The 14,606-nt window shown below is 60.8% G+C and carries 13 protein-coding genes; 8 read left to right on the top strand and 5 right to left on the bottom strand.

From position 1 onward, the window contains the following. Positions 1-22 precede the first annotated feature (22 nt). Positions 23-343: an ATPase inhibitor subunit zeta gene (locus ARC39_RS04595; RefSeq protein WP_068110752.1), complete on the top strand. Its 321-nt coding sequence runs from the start codon at positions 23-25 to the stop codon at positions 341-343. A gap of 265 nt (positions 344-608) precedes the next feature. Continuing rightward, positions 609-2,915, top strand: a complete 2,307-nt coding sequence (locus tag ARC39_RS04590) for an ATP-dependent nuclease (RefSeq protein ID WP_068110750.1) — start codon at positions 609-611, stop codon at positions 2,913-2,915. A 526-nt stretch (positions 2,916-3,441) separates the two neighbouring features. On the opposite strand, the gene ARC39_RS04585 is transcribed toward ARC39_RS04590, so the two are convergent. From ARC39_RS04585 to ARC39_RS04565, 5 genes are all read right to left on the bottom strand, one after another. Next, positions 3,442-4,653, bottom strand: coding sequence for a UxaA family hydrolase (locus ARC39_RS04585; RefSeq protein ID WP_201455712.1), 1,212 nt, complete (start codon positions 4,651-4,653; stop codon positions 3,442-3,444). Further along, positions 4,650-4,961: a UxaA family hydrolase gene (locus ARC39_RS04580; protein WP_068110747.1), complete on the bottom strand. Its 312-nt coding sequence runs from the start codon at positions 4,959-4,961 to the stop codon at positions 4,650-4,652. The genes ARC39_RS04585 and ARC39_RS04580 overlap by 4 nt, the downstream gene beginning before the upstream one ends. Before the next feature lie 91 nt (positions 4,962-5,052). Beyond that, a complete protein-coding gene (locus tag ARC39_RS04575) occupies positions 5,053-6,354 on the bottom strand; it encodes a TRAP transporter large permease (protein ID WP_068110743.1) in 1,302 nt (433 codons plus the stop codon). A gap of 1 nt (position 6,355) precedes the next feature. Next, positions 6,356-6,859 (bottom strand): TRAP transporter small permease, encoded by a 504-nt coding sequence (locus tag ARC39_RS04570; RefSeq protein WP_068110740.1) that lies wholly within the window; start codon positions 6,857-6,859, stop codon positions 6,356-6,358. Between the two features lie 84 nt (positions 6,860-6,943). After that, positions 6,944-7,930 carry a TRAP transporter substrate-binding protein gene (locus tag ARC39_RS04565; protein WP_068110737.1) on the bottom strand — a complete coding sequence of 329 codons (987 nt, stop codon included), beginning with the start codon at positions 7,928-7,930 and terminating at the stop codon, positions 6,944-6,946. Positions 7,931-8,358: 428 nt separating this feature from the next. On the opposite strand from ARC39_RS04565, the gene ARC39_RS04560 reads away from it, so the two are divergent. From ARC39_RS04560 to ARC39_RS04535, 6 genes are all read left to right on the top strand, one after another. Beyond that, positions 8,359-9,495, top strand: coding sequence for a mandelate racemase/muconate lactonizing enzyme family protein (locus tag ARC39_RS04560; protein ID WP_068110734.1), 1,137 nt, complete (start codon positions 8,359-8,361; stop codon positions 9,493-9,495). A gap of 67 nt (positions 9,496-9,562) precedes the next feature. After that, on the top strand, positions 9,563-10,282 hold the full coding sequence (locus ARC39_RS04555) for a GntR family transcriptional regulator (RefSeq protein ID WP_068110732.1): 720 nt from the start codon (positions 9,563-9,565) through the stop codon (positions 10,280-10,282). Positions 10,283-10,424: 142 nt separating this feature from the next. Then, positions 10,425-11,540 carry an enolase C-terminal domain-like protein gene (locus ARC39_RS04550; RefSeq protein ID WP_068110730.1) on the top strand — a complete coding sequence of 372 codons (1,116 nt, stop codon included), beginning with the start codon at positions 10,425-10,427 and terminating at the stop codon, positions 11,538-11,540. 41 nt (positions 11,541-11,581) lie between these two features. Next, a complete protein-coding gene (locus ARC39_RS04545) occupies positions 11,582-12,346 on the top strand; it encodes an SDR family NAD(P)-dependent oxidoreductase (RefSeq protein WP_068110727.1) in 765 nt (254 codons plus the stop codon). 68 nt (positions 12,347-12,414) lie between these two features. Beyond that, positions 12,415-13,824 (top strand): glucuronate isomerase, encoded by a 1,410-nt coding sequence (gene uxaC, locus ARC39_RS04540; RefSeq protein WP_068110721.1) that lies wholly within the window; start codon positions 12,415-12,417, stop codon positions 13,822-13,824. A gap of 35 nt (positions 13,825-13,859) precedes the next feature. Continuing rightward, a complete protein-coding gene (locus ARC39_RS04535; RefSeq protein WP_068110720.1) occupies positions 13,860-14,513 on the top strand; it encodes an RraA family protein in 654 nt (217 codons plus the stop codon). Positions 14,514-14,606 lie beyond the last annotated feature (93 nt).

The following is a 14,606-nucleotide window of genomic DNA, read 5'->3' as shown; positions in this document are numbered from 1 at the left end:
AGGAACATTGGAAAGGAGAAAAATGGCCGTACTGAAGCAGCGCCAGAAATCGATCGAAGCGAAATTCGCGCGCGACGCAGAATTAGAATTTCATGTGCGGATTCGGAGTTTTCGGTTCATAGCCGCGTGGGCCGCGTCGTTGAGGGACGATCCGGCAAATGGTGCGGACGATCTCGTGCAGAAACTGATCCGCGAGGACATGCGAGTGCCAGGGGACGACAGCGCCATTGCGGTTCTTCAGGAATATCTCGGAGACTTGGCCGACGAAGCGCTTTTGCGCCGCAAACTCAAGGAGTTTGCCCAGGACGCGCGTGCCGTGGTTCTGTACGACAAGGCTGGCTGAATATCCTCACACCTTGGGAGGCATCTGGCGCGTCGGGCATTTTTGGCTCTGCGCGCCATTTTATTTGAAAAGGGCCGGTTTACGAATTCCAGGTAATTTAGGCCGTCTTCTCGATCAAGGCGCGAAAGCGGGGATGAAAACCGGATCTCACGCGTTCTCCTTACAAATCAACTCTCGTGCTCGACGCCGCTCGCGAAGCGGTCTGCAACTAGCGACGCACGAATGTTGCCAAGTTGCGCCGAATACGGATCTGAAGGAGACACCGATGCATTTTGACAAGACGATTTCCCAGGACGTGGGAACGAAGGCTGTTTCCAGCAGTCTCGAAACGGAGAGCCACAAGCGGGAAAACGGCTTCAAGCTCCGTCGCTATCGTGTCACCAACTTTCGGTCTGTTGCCGACTCCGGGTACCTTGAACTGGATCATGTCACCGCGCTGATCGGCGTAAACGAGTCTGGCAAGACCAACCTTCTTCTGCCGCTATGGAAGTTCAATCCGGCGGGCGGTGGCGAGATCAAACCGACCTCAGACTTCCCCAAGGCGCTCTTTGGGGCGATCCGCGCCAATCCTGGCGCATTCCAGTTTGTCTCGGCCGAGTTCGATACCGGCGAAGACGCCGCGCAACTGGCCGAATTGGCGAAGATCCCTGTCGAATTCGCATCGTCTGTCTGTGTCGGACGAAACTACGACGGCAGCTACACCGTCAGCTTCCCGTTGTATCGCCCGAAAAAGCTCGAAGAGCGTTCGGATATCAGCCCGATCTTGTCAGCGTCAAAACACCGAATTGTGCAAGTGGCTCCGCCGGAGAGCCAGGCCGATCTGAAGTCGGCCGCGTTGCAGACAATTCGCGAGATGGAAGCTGAGTTGGACGGGGGTGAGCCTCTGACAGCCAACGACCTGATCCGACTTCGCGACAAGGTCGCTGCGGTTATTCCGGAGGACCCACCCGCGACGTCGGCAATCGTCGCGGAACTCCGGTCGCTTCAGACCGAACTGGGCACGCGTATGTCGGCGATTTTGAAACCTGATCCGGGCCAGATAGACGACGTTCGCGACGCGGTCCTCTCGCGGATGCCGAAATTCGTCTACTACTCGAACTACGGGAACCTCGATGCGGAGATCTACCTACCCCATGTCGTCGAGAACATGGTTCGTGGTGATCTCGGCGCCAAGGAAGCAGCGAAGGCGCGCACGCTCCGCGTTCTCTTCGGTTTCGTCGGGCTAGAGGCGGAAGAAATCCTGCAACTCGGCAGGGATTTCCGGGAAATCCGCGACGAGGCCACGGAATTGCGCCTCGCGGAAGAGAGCAAGGCCGGAAAGCTGTTCGATTTCCTGAAGCAGGCGCGCAAACCGGACGAAGGCCCGGACGCTCAGCTTCTGAGCGAAATCGCCGAGGCCAAGCGGACCCGGTCAATCCTGCTGCAATCGGCAAGCACGAAACTCACCGAACGCTTTGGCCAGTGGTGGAAACAGGGCGACTACCGCTTCCGGTTCGAAGCCGATGGAAACCACTTCCGTATCTGGGTCAACGATGCTCGTCGCCCGCAAGAGGTCGAACTCGAGAACCGCTCGACTGGACTACAATGGTTCCTGAGCTTCTTTCTTGTCTTTCTCCATGAAGGCCAGGGCGCGCATCGCAACGCGGTTCTGCTGCTAGACGAGCCGGGGCACTCGCTGCATCCGCTGGCGCAGCGCGATCTTTCCACCTTCTTTGATGGGCTCGCCGCAACGAACCAGATCGTCTACACCACCCATTCGCCATTCCTCGTGGATGCCGATAGGCTCGAACGCGCTCGAAAGGTCTTTGTTGGACGGGATGGATCGACCCTGGTGTCCAACGATCTGCGCTCCGAGGAAGGATCAGACACAAAGCGAGGTGCGAGCTTCGCCGTGCGCTCGGCGCTGAACATCGCGGTGGCGGAGGCAATGCTCGGCGGTGCCCAACCGGTGCTGGTTGGCAGCACCACTGACCAGACCTACCTCTCCCTGCTCAAGACACTGCTCATTGGCGAGGGCCGGTTCCGACCCCGGCGAGAGATCGTCTTTGCGCCCGCGACCGGTCAACGTGTCATGCAGGCTATGGCGGCTCTTCTGGCCAACGAGGATACAGATCTGCCGCCGGTTCTTCTCGACGGGTCGGATTCGGGACGGGTGCAGGCCAAACGCCTGCGCGCTTCGAGCCACGCAGCCTGCCCGGATCGGGTGATCGGGCTCGACGAGATCGTGGGCATGAAGAGAGCGCAAATTGAGGATCTCATCGGCCTCGATCTCGTGGCCCCGCTCGTAGACCGGATCGAGCGCCGACCGGACCGGCTCTTCATCGATCAAGTCAAACCGGACCTGCCGCTCGTTGATCAGGTCGAGGCCTGGGCCGCGCAAGAAAGCATATCGCTGGCGCCTGACTGGCGGCTCCAACTCGCAACGCGGGTGAAGGCCCGTTTGCTTGAAACGGATGCCAAGGCGCTGCCCCAATCAACATTGAAAATGGCCGAGCAACTGATGAACAGGCTTCTTCCCTGCGAAACAGAAGCAGAGCCCGTCGCGCAGGATCGTATCGCCCTCATCGGGTGACTTGGGCGCCGTCGCGTTTCCTGGTTGGCGCTTGCGAAGGTCAGATAAACGGGCCCGCACGCGCCACCGCTCCGTCACCGGCCACGGGTTCCTGCTGTGGTCATCCCGCAAACCGTGCGGCTCTGCTCTTGGCTCGCGCTTGGTTTTCAAGGCGCGGAGCCTTGCTCGCCGGACGGGGGATCGAGATGTCCCCTCTCCCGAAAGAAAATCAATCCGGCGGTGGACGCTGATGTTCGGCAATATCCATGCCGAGCAGAGCCGCAGGTAGCAGCCGCGGCCCACCGGTCGCTTGAATGTGGCCGACCCCGTCACGAAGCAATCGGCGGCAAGATCGCCTATCTCGGGCGCGCTATCGTCAACGAGTGAAAGGCGGTCGACGTACTCGCTCAAATGAAGCGTAACCGAAATTGACAAGGAACCTACCAACGCGGCAGGGAAACGCGGACTTCGGCACGTCGCCGACCTAACCGCTTGAATTAACGAAGTGAATCGCGGCATAACTTCAAGCAATTACGCCGTGTAATACCTATACTGCAGCGGGCAGGCAATTGGGACCGAGCGGCTCGAAGGATTTGTAGGTTAGAACGAATTCATGGTGCCCGAGGTCTTCGGATGCCGAACGACTGCCGCGCGCGAGGCCAACCAGTTTGTCGCGAATCTCGGCGCCGACGCCGTCAAGCGTTGCCTTGTCGGTCAGAATCCGACCGGCGTTCACATCCATGTCCTCCGCCATGCGGGCATAGGTTTCAGGGTTGGCGCAGACCTTCAGTACCGGCGAAATGGCGGACCCGACGACGGAGCCGCGCCCGGTCACGAAGATCACCGCATGCGCCCCGCACGAGATAAGCTCGACGATTTCGGCGGTGTCGTTGATGTTCGGGAAGCCGAAGCGCGGCGCGCCATCGGGAACCACATCGAGCAGGTAGAGCCCGGCGGTGGGTGGCGCGATACCTGGCTTGATGATCCCGCTAATCCGCGAGTGGCCCGATTTCGCGTAGGCTCCGAGCGACTTCTCTTCGATGGTGGACAGGCCGCCTTCGGCGTTTCCCTGCGAAAACGAGCCGTAGCCCATGGCATCGTAGTAACGCACAGCCTTCTGCACTGTGTCGATCAGCGCCTCCCCGATTTCCGGTGTGGCTGCGCGCTCTGCCATGATCTGTTCGCATCCGATGAGTTCGCCTGTCTCTTCGAAGATGCAGGTCGCGCCCTCGGCAACGAGCAGGTCGAAGGCCCGCCCGGCAGCAGGGTTGCCCGCAATGCCCGATGTGGCATCCGATCCGCCGCAGATGGTTCCGATCACCAGTTCCGAGGGAGACATGGGGACAGTCGGCTGGACGTCGAGCGCGTCGCGCGTCTCCGCAACCCACTTCCGCCCACTGGCGATGGCGCTCCTTGTGCCGCCGGACGCCTGAATCGTGACGAGGTCTACCGGCCGGCCGGAAGCCTCGATCACATCGCGCAGTCGGCGTTTCTGGAAGTTCTCGCAGCCGAGCGAAACCAGCAGCACCCCCCCGACATTCGGATGGGTGCAGAGGGATTCCATCATGGTCTGTGCATAGTCGTTCGGGAAGCAGCCGGGAAACCCGATGACATGAACATCCCGCCCCTCGTAGGGCTGGGCTATAGCGCGGGCGACATGGTGGGCGCATTCGACGAGATAGGCCACGACGACGGTGTTGCGAATGCCCTTGCGGCCATCCGTCCGTGGCCAGGCCCGCATTTCGATGGTGTCGGTCACGACTGCGCCTCCCAATCCCGAATGACGGTGTAGCGGCTTTCGAGGTTGTGCAGGTGAACATGTGAGCCCGGAGCGATGTCGCAACGCGCAACTCCGATGGGAAAGCCGTATTTCAGCACATCATCGCCTCGGGCAATCGGTTTCACGGCCACTTTGTGGCCCATGCCGAGCGTCTCGGCGAGGGTGACGGTGCCACTGCCGACCGCCTCCACCCGCCCCGCTTCGGCGCCACGTGCGAGTACCGCGATGTTGTCGGCGGGATCGAGAAGAATCAGGTCCGAGAACGGCCCATCGTCGAGCTCTGACATAGTATAACCCGCTCCCTTCGTCGAATTGGTGCCACCTGTGACAGAGGCTTGATATCGCTTCCCGGCTGTACCCAACCGCGGGGATATTCACTCATTTCATGAGTAGCCCGGGCATGGTCATCGACAGCGCCGGAACGAACGTCACCAATAGCAACATGACCAGCATGACAGCATAGAACGGCAGGGTCGCTTTGCTGATCCGTTCGATGCTCACCCCGGAGATCGCACTACCGAGGAAGAGCGTGCTGCCCACGGGTGGGGTCAGAAGCCCGATGCCGAGATTGAGAACGAGGATCACACCAAAATGGATCGGGTCTATACCGACCTGCTTCGCGATCGGCAGAAGGATCGGCGTACAGATCAGGATCAGCGACGACATGTCCATCAGCGCGCCCATGAAGAGCAGGAACAGGTTGATGATCAGCAGCACGATAATCGGGTTCTCGGAGATCGAGAAGATCGAATGGGCGATCAGCGCCGGCACTTTGAGATAGGCGAGAAGCCAGCCGAAGGCCGTCGACGTGCCGATCAGGATCATCACGATGCCGAGCGTCTTGATGGAGCGCGTCAGGATCGGCCAGATCTCCGTGAGCGGGATCTCGCGATAGACGAAGAAGGTGATGAAGAAGGCGTAGGCCGTCGCGATGGCCGCGGATTCGGTCGCGGTGAAGACACCCGAGATGACCCCGACGACGACGATCAGCACGGTGCCGAGGCCCAGAATGGCGCTCCAAAAGCTGCGGGCCAGTTCCCGGACGCTGAACCTGTCGCCAGTCGGATACTGCCGCACACGGGAGATGACGTAGCTGTAGATCATCAGCGCCACGCCAAGCAGGATGCCTGGCACCATCCCCGCAAGGAACAGACCGCCGATGGAGACACCACCCGCCGCCAGCGCATAGATGACCATGTTGTGGCTCGGCGGGACGAGAACCCCTTGCACCGAACTGGTGATCGTGACCGCTGTGGAAAACGGAGCGTCATAGCCCTGTCGGTTCATCATCGGGATGAGCATCTTGCCGACAGCCGTTGTGTCAGCAGCGGAGGAGCCGGATATACCCCCGAAGAACATCGAAGCGAGGATGTTCACCATCGCCAGCCCGCCGCGCATCCAGCCGACGAGAGAATTGGCGAAGCGCACCAGTTTGTCGGCGATACCCCCAGCAGCCATGATATCGCCGGCGAGGATGAAGAACGGCACTGCGAGAAGGACGAAGACGTTGAGGCCCTTTACCATGTTCTGCGCCACCATCTGCAATGGCAGCCCGAGATAGAATGTCGTCATCACGCTGGAGAGGCCGATGGCGAACACGATCGGCAAACGGAGCCCGATCATCAGGAGGAACGATCCGATCAACAGGATCGTCGCGGGGATATCGGAGAGAATCTCCATGTCAGTTCTTGCACCCAAGTTCGAGGTAGTCTTTGCCGGGGATCGAAAGGATCTCGATCAACCGTTCGACAGCGGCCATGGCAAGGATCGCGCCGGCAACCGGCACGGAGGCATAGAGCCAGGTCGCGGAGACCCCCATGCCGGGCATGATGTTCCGGACCGTCAGCTCCGCCAGGCCGGTCCCCTCAACAACCATGAAGACGGCGAAGACAAGGATAAGGACGTGGTTGACGGCATCGACCACCCGGATCACGGGCCCCGGAAGGACTTTCTCAAGCAACGTAATCGCGAGGTGCCTGTTTTCCTTCAACGCTTCGGCGGGGCTCAGGAGGCAGAACCACACCATCAGCAGGAGCGAGAATTCCTCGCCCCAGGACGGGGAATTGTTCAGCACGAAGCGCGCGAAGACGACGTAGCAGATCAGTACAACCTGGATCGCCAGCATCACGTTGCAGACGACGCGCACGAACGCGTAGACGGGCTCGGTAAAGGTTTGCAGTTTCATGGAAAAATTCCGCCCTTCATCCAGCGGTGAAGTCGGGGGCCCTGACTTGCAACGTGGCTGGGCCCCCGCTTTCACTGTCTCAGATCATTCGACGGCGAGGATCTGCTGGATTACGTCGGTGAATTCGGCACCGTATTTCTGGTAAACCGGCTCCACCGATTTCGGCCAATCGGCCAGGTCGGTGACGGTGATGATCGTGGCACCCTTCTCCTTGAGTTCGTCGTATGCCTTGGCGTCCGCATCTGCTGCAAGCGTCTTGTTGAACTCTTCCGTCTCGCGAGCTGCTTCGCTGATGATCGCCTGCTGCTCCGGTGTCATCTTGTTCCACGTCAGTTCCGACATGACCATGATCGACGGGCTGTAAGTGTGGCCGTCAATCATGTAGTAGGGCGCGACTTCGTAGAAATTGTTGGCAAGATATCCGGTCGGCGGGTTTTCGGCACCGTCCACGACACCGGTCTGCAGGGCGGAGTAGAGCTCGGAATAGGAAATCGGCGTCGGCGAAGCACCGAAGGCCTTGACTGTGTCGAGCAGGATCTGGGTCTGCGGAACGCGGATTTTCTTGCCCTGGATACCGGCAAGGTCGGAGACCGGCGCATCGCGGAAGAAGAAGTTACGCTGCCCTTCTTCCATGAAAGCGACCCCTACCATGCGTGTGCCGGAGGCCTGCACATCGCCCAGGATATCCTGCCCGATTTCGCTGTTCAGGACGGCCCAGAGGTGGTCACGGTCGCGGAACAGATAGGGAAGCGAGAAGAGGTTGGACTTCGTTGCGCCAAAGTCGCCAAGGCTGACAGCATTGGCGCGGAACATGTCGACGGCACCCATTTGAAGCGCCTGAAGCTCGGTCCGCTCGTCGCCAAGCTGGCTCGACGGGAAGACATCAACGACGATATCGCCATCGCTCTTTTCCTTGACCAGGCGTGCGAATTCATTCGCGATCACGGTCATCGGGTGCGAATCCGGATTGAGTTCGCCGTATTTGAGCACGACGGACTGCGCCTCGGTGCTGCCGGTCACAAGCATGCCGCCGATGAGTGCCGCGACGGCTGATGCGAATATCTGCTTCATTCTTCTCTCCCTAAGGGTCTGGTGGTCGGTTCTGCCGTTCGGATGAATGGCCTTGGCAAGGGTCGCTTTGGTCAGGTTCACAACGCCGGTCAGACGCCCGGCGCTCAAGAAGGGTCGAAACAAGGCCCCGGCGATACCGAAGCGCGTTCTCGGTTCCGATTGATCGCGACGGCCGCGCGAGATCCGGGACGCCTGCGACGGCGTTATCCCCTCGCCTGACTGCCCGCCGAGCGCCCACCGGTGCCGTCCCGGAATTGGGTGTTCTGCCGCGTTCGCTGCAACACCGACCTCTCCCTGAACTGCCCCTGATCTGCACGCTCGAAATCTCCTCCATTTCGCGGCAGGCAGAACTTACACACTTGTATCCAAGTATGCAACACGGTAGTTATTGCCTGAAAGAAATGAGTTTCCGGGCCAGGACGGGCGCCATGAAGATCGAGAAAATTGAGGTTTCGTCGTATCGACTCCCGCCGAGCGTTCCGTGGGAGGACGCCACCAACAAGGTGCAGGCGCTGGAATTCGTGATGGTCGAAATGAAGACCAGTACCGGACTGCACGGTGTTGGGTTCACCTATTCGGTCGACATAGGCGGCAGCGCGATTGCGGAATTGGCGGAGACCTACCTTGCGCCACTGGTCATCGGCATGGACCCACTCGACTACGAACGCATTCTGCAGAAGTTGCAACGCCAGTCCCGCCGCCTCGGAACCGGGGTCAATACCCTTGCAATTGCCGCGTTCGACGTTGCCGTGTGGGACCTGATCGGCAAGATACATCAACAGCCGCTCTGGCGGCTCTTTGGAGGTACGCGCCCGGAAATCCCGGCCTACATATCGGAAATCAACCTCTCCGAGAGCGACGGGATCGACGATTACCTGGGACGCGTGAAAGACTACATCGCGCGCGGCTACCGTGCCATCAAGATCAAGATCGGCCGCGCCGAGATTGACAACGACTTGGAGCGGATCGTCCGCACATCCGAATTGCTGGGGAGTGGTGGCAGGGTCTTTGTCGATCTGAACCAGAAATGGACTGCGAGCGAGGCTGTAGCAAAGGCGTCGCGTTTCGCCGACCTCGGGCTTGGATGGATCGAAGAACCGCTGCGCTGCGATGACATCTCCGGGCACGCGGCACTCAAGCGGTCCATCAACACACCGATTGCGCTCGGTGAAAGCCTGTTTTCCCGGAGCCAGTTTCTCGACTATCTAACCGTGGGCGCGGTGGATTTTGTCCAGGCCGACATCGCCTTCGTCGGCGGTTTCACCGAATGGCTCAGGATCGCGCATCTGGCACAGGCGTTCGGCCGCCCGATGGCGCCGCATTACATGATGGAACTGTCTCTGCAGGGTCTATGCGGTATCCCCAACGGGTTCATGCTGGAGAATGTCGTTGGCGGGAGTTTCACGGAACTGGGCCTTCTCGCCGAGCCCATTGTCGTCGAGGGCGCGGTCGCCCGTCCGCCGGATCGGCCCGGGCACGGGGTGGTCTTCGACCACGCCGCTCTTGAACGTGTCAGGTTGGATACTGATAGTTTGAAACGTGCTTTCGAAGGCGGAAGCAAATAGACGGGAGGAAGAAAAGCACGAGCTGCAATGACATGCTGCAACGCGTGTCAGAATCGGGAGGAATGAAGTGAGCCGCGGAAAGGCTGAAAGACTTGTCGCTGAACGGCGCGCCGCGGGCGGAACACTCGAAGGCGTGATCTTCGACCAGTTGCAAACACGGATCGTGACGCTCGAATACCCGCCTGGCCACATGATCTTCGAGAACGAGATTGCCGCCGAATTCGGCGTGAGCCGGACGCCCGTACGTCAGGCGTTCTTTCGGCTCGCAATGGCCGACCTGTTGGAGGTATTGCCGCAGCGCGGTGCGCGGGTCAGCTACCTGTCGCGCGACAAGGTGCGCGAATCGCAAGAAGTGCGCGAAGTGCTGGAGGTGCACGCAGTCGCCGAGGCGGCGCGGAAGTGGTCGGCCAGCGACCCCGAAGGCCGGTTGTTCGACGACGAGATCGACAGGCTGATCGCCGCTCAGACCAGATCGGTCGAAGCAAAGGACTACACCGCCTTCACGCGGCTCGACGAGGAATTCCACTGCGCGATCATGCGGCTCGCCGGCAACACGACGCTACTGGATACGGTCTCAGCGATCCGCGCCCACCTGAACCGTATTCGATATGTCGAATTGCAGGTGGCGCACCACGACGCGGCGGCGATCGAGCATCACAGGAAGATCGTCGAGGCGATCCGGGCGAATGACCCTGACCGCGCGTCGCACCAGATGACCGCCCACCTCAAGATGTTGGAAGAGTTCCGCGAGGAAATCTTCTCCAAGCGCGACGACATGTTCGTCTGATCCGGAGGCGCTGCTTGGGCGGCGTTTCCCACCAAACCCGAATGCTCGCCAAAGGCGAACCCCGCGGCCACCACCGGCACGCGCAACGAAACGCTTTGCGTGCAACCAATGCACAGGACACCAGACCCAGGATGTTTCACCGATGAAAGTCACCAAGCTCGAAACATGGCACTGCAAGCGGGACCTTTCGCTGTTCCCCGAGAATCGCGCCGGGGACAATATGTCCTGGGATGTTGTCGTTCTGCGCCTGTCGACCGATGCCGGCATCGACGGGTATGCCTCCGCGCTCGCCGCCCGTTCCGGCAAGATCACCGAAACTTACCTGCACGACATCATTGCGCCGGTTGTCCTTGGCCGCGGAGTGGGGGAACGCGAGCGCATCTGGCACGATCTCTGGACCGTTGACCGGCATCTTACCTTTTTCCCGGTCTACCTGCCCGGCCCCATCGATGTTGCCCTATGGGACATCGCAGCCAAGGCATCGGACCTGCCACTCTATCGACACCTCGGCGGAGCGCGCGATGGCCTTCCCGCCTATGCCAGCGGCCTCTTTCACGAGAAGGACGACGACTACGTCAACGAGGCGCTTGCTTACAAGGCAAAGGGCCTGCCCGGCTACAAGGTGCATTCGCCGTCGCCCTGGCGGCGCGACATCGAGGTACATGCGGCCGTGCGTGAGGCTGTGGGCAATGACTTCCTTCTCTTCAGCGATCCCGTGGGCGACTACACGCTCGAGCAGGCGATCCGCGTCGGCCGCAACCTCGAGAAACTCGGTTATGTGTGGTTCGAGGAGCCATTCCGCGATTTCGAACTGGCGAAGTACACCGAGCTCTGCCGGACACTCGACATCGCGGTCGCTGCAACCGAAACCACCCGTGGAGCACATTGGGGCGTGGCGCAGGCCATCGCCCAGCGGGCGGCCGACATCGTGCGCGCCGATGTCTCGTGGAAGGCCGGTGTTACCGGAACCATGAAGATCTGCCACCTCGCCGAGGCCTTTGGAATGAACTGCGAGATCCATACCACCACCATGGGCTTTATGGATATCGCGAACCTCCACGTCTCCTGCGCGGTGAAGAACTGCGAGTATTTCGAGCTTTTCGTGCCGGAGGAGGCGTTCCAGTTCCCGCTCAAGGAGCCGCTGCCCATCGACGAACGCGGCTGGGCGATAGCCCCACAGGCGCCCGGATTGGGCGTCGAACTGGATTGGAGCGAGATCGACCGTCTGTGCGTCTCTCACAAGACCAGCGTCGCCTGATCAAGCGGCGGCGGACCCGGAAAAACGGATCGGAGAATAACATGGATTTTCAATCAGCCTTCTCTCTCGCTGGGCATCGCGCCCTTGTCACCGGCGGGACATCTGGCCTCGGCCTTGCCATGGCCGAGTGTTTCGTCAAGGCCGGCGGCGAAGTGGTCGTCATCGGCCGCGATGCCGAAAAGGTCGAAGCCGCGGTTGCGGCGCTCGGCCCGAAGGCCACCGGACTGCCCTATGACGTGACGGATTTCGGCGCCGCGGAGACGCTGGCCGCAGACGTCCAGAGAAAAGCCGGGCCGATCTCCATCCTTGTCAACAACGCCGGCGGCACCTGCAAGAAACCAATCGAGGACATGTCGGTCGAGGACTTCCGTTCCGTCTACGACGTCCATGTCACGGGCGCCTTCGCCATGACCCGCGCCTTCCTGCCCCAGCTCAAGGAAACCGGGCGCGGCTCGGTGCTCTTCACCGCTTCGATGAGCTCGTTCCTCGGCATTCCGAATGTCACCGGCTACTCGGCCTCCAAAGCAGCCTATCTTGGCCTGATCCGCTCGCTGGCGACGGAACTCGCGCCCTCCGGCGTTCGGGTCAACGGGGTGGCGCCGGGCTGGATCGATACGGCGCTGTTCCGTCTCGCCACTTCGAAAGACCCGGAGCGGCTTGCCAAGATACTTGGCCGCATCCCCATGGGCCGCACAGGCGAGCTGGAGGATATCGGCTGGGCGATGACCTATCTTGCCGCCGATGCCGCGCGCTACGTGACCGGTCATGTTGTCGTCGTCGACGGTGGCGCGCTGCACGGGTTCTGACCATTTCCGCACCCCGCAATCCCAGACAGACGTTCTTCGCCCCTGAGCGATTCAAGGAGACCACAGAGATGCCCGGTTTCATCCATGACGACTTTCTTCTCGATACCGAGATGTCGCGCATCCTTTTCCACGACTACGCAGAAAACAAACCGATCTTCGACTATCACTGCCACCTGCCCCCGCAGGAGATTGCAGGGAATTACCAGTTCAAGGATCTCTGGGATATCTGGCTGCGCGGCGACCATTACAAATGGCGCGCCATGCGCGCGAATGGGGTCTGCGAGACCTATTGCACCGGTTCGGCCAGCCCGCGCGAGAAATACGACGCCTGGGCGCGCACTGTGCCCGCGACCATCGGCAACCCGCTCTATCACTGGACCCATCTCGAACTGCGCCGCCCCTTCGGTATCGACGATGTTCTGCTCTCGGCCGACACTGCCGAGGATATCTGGACCCGTGGGCAGGAGATGCTCGCGCAGCCCGATTTCACGGCCCGCAACATCATGGATCGGATGAACGTTCACACCGCCGTCACCGTGGACGACCCGGTAGACGACCTGGCGCCGCACGCTACCGCCCAGAAGGACGACCGTTTCACGGCGCGGGTGGTGCCCTGTTTCCGCCCCGACAAGATCTGTGACATCCAGCATCCCGGTTTCGTCGACTACCTCGAAAAACTCGAACAGGCCTCGGGCGTCGCGATCAACTCGATGGAACGGCTCTACGAAGCGCTCATCCAACGAATGGATCACTTCGCCGCGCTTGGCTGCACTATCTCCGACCATGCGCTCGATGTGGTGACCTATTCCGAAGCCACGGAGTCCGAACTGGACGCTATCCTGAAGAAGCGCCGCGAAGGCATCATACCAAGCAACAGCGAGTTTGCGGCCTACCGGACGAACCTGCTCCTCTTCCTCGGGCGGGAATACCACCGGCGCGACTGGGCGCAGCAATACCATATCGGCGCGTTTCGGAACGTGAACACCCGCAAGGTCGCGGAAGTCGGCGAGGCCTGCGGATTCGACTCGATACATGACGAGCCCATCGCCGGCGCGCTCGGAAAGCTGCTCGATGCCCTGGAGACGACCGGGCAACTGCCCCGCACGATCCTCTATTGCCTCAACCCGCGCGACAACGAGATGATCGCCGCAATGTGCGGCAACTTCCAGGATGGCGAGATCCCGGGCAAGGTTCAGTTCGGCTCCGGCTGGTGGTTCAACGACCAGAAGGACGGGATGCTGCGGCAGATGACGCAGCTCGCCAATTTCGGCCTCCTGAGCCAGTTCATCGGCATGCTGACCGACAGTCGCAGCTTCCTCTCCTACACCCGCCACGAGTACTTCCGCCGCATCCTGTGCCAGTTCCTCGGCCATGGCGTGCGCGATGGCGAGATCCCCAACGATGCTGCGCTCCTGGGGCGCATGGTCGAGGATATCTGTTTCGACAATGCCATCCGCTACTTCCAGGCGGAGCTCTGAGCCCGAATGCCCGTTTCCCCTCGATAGGTGACAAGATGAAAGACCAGGACCTTTTCGACCGCGTGAAGGCGGAACTCTACACCCCCGTCGTTGGCGATATTCTCGACGGTATGGGGCTGATGCACCAGTTCCTACCGCAACCGGTCCAGCCGATGAAAGAAGACATGAAACTCGTCGGCCGCGCGATGCCCGTGGTGATGATCGACGTCTACGGTCCGCAGAAACAGCCCTTTGGCGTGCTGACACAGGCGCTGGACCAGCTTGAGCCGGGCGAGATCTACCTTGCCAGCGGTGGCGACATGCGCTGCGCCTACTGGGGCGAGTTGCTGACGGCCACGGCGCGCACGCGCGGCGCGGTCGGCGCGGTGGTGAACGGATACCATCGCGACACGCCGCAGATCCTCGAACAGGACTGGCCGGTGTTCAGCCGGGGCCGCTATGCTCAGGATTCGAGTGTTCGGACCAAGGTCGCGGATTACCGCTGTCCGATCGAGATCGGAGGGGTCTGGATCGACCCCGGCGACATCGTGTTCGGCGATCTCGACGGTGTGCTGATCATCCCTCAGAAGCACGAAGCTGAAGTGCTCGAAAAGGCACTTGAGAAGGCAAGCACGGAAAAGGTGGTCAGGAAAGCCGTCGAAGCCGGCATGTCCAGCACCGACGCCTTCACAAAATACGGCGTCTTGTAGAAACTTCGATCCGCGCCACAATATATGTGGAAGACGCTGTAGGACCCCCATTCCGACTGCCGGCGCAGTCGCGGCCACGTCAGAGTTGGTACT

Origin of the sequence: Tropicimonas marinistellae (assembly GCF_001509585.1) — a bacterium.
GTDB lineage: Bacteria > Pseudomonadota > Alphaproteobacteria > Rhodobacterales > Rhodobacteraceae > Tropicimonas > Tropicimonas marinistellae.
The sequence above is the reverse complement of the archived record's forward strand: the minus strand, read 5'-3'. Positions and strand labels throughout refer to the sequence as shown.

Bases quoted from the DNA above. Each gene is read 5' to 3' on its own strand.
- ARC39_RS04595 (WP_068110752.1), top strand. From the start codon at position 23: ATGGCCGTACTGAAGCAGCGCCAGAAATCGATCGAAGCGAAATTCGCG.
- ARC39_RS04590 (WP_068110750.1), top strand. From the start codon at position 609: ATGCATTTTGACAAGACGATTTCCCAGGACGTGGGAACGAAGGCTGTT.
- ARC39_RS04580 (WP_068110747.1), bottom strand. From the start codon at position 4,961: ATGTCAGAGCTCGACGATGGGCCGTTCTCGGACCTGATTCTTCTCGAT.
- ARC39_RS04575 (WP_068110743.1), bottom strand. From the start codon at position 6,354: ATGGAGATTCTCTCCGATATCCCCGCGACGATCCTGTTGATCGGATCG.
- ARC39_RS04570 (WP_068110740.1), bottom strand. From the start codon at position 6,859: ATGAAACTGCAAACCTTTACCGAGCCCGTCTACGCGTTCGTGCGCGTC.
- ARC39_RS04565 (WP_068110737.1), bottom strand. From the start codon at position 7,930: ATGAAGCAGATATTCGCATCAGCCGTCGCGGCACTCATCGGCGGCATG.
- ARC39_RS04560 (WP_068110734.1), top strand. From the start codon at position 8,359: ATGAAGATCGAGAAAATTGAGGTTTCGTCGTATCGACTCCCGCCGAGC.
- ARC39_RS04550 (WP_068110730.1), top strand. From the start codon at position 10,425: ATGAAAGTCACCAAGCTCGAAACATGGCACTGCAAGCGGGACCTTTCG.
- ARC39_RS04545 (WP_068110727.1), top strand. From the start codon at position 11,582: ATGGATTTTCAATCAGCCTTCTCTCTCGCTGGGCATCGCGCCCTTGTC.
- uxaC (WP_068110721.1), top strand. From the start codon at position 12,415: ATGCCCGGTTTCATCCATGACGACTTTCTTCTCGATACCGAGATGTCG.
- ARC39_RS04535 (WP_068110720.1), top strand. From the start codon at position 13,860: ATGAAAGACCAGGACCTTTTCGACCGCGTGAAGGCGGAACTCTACACC.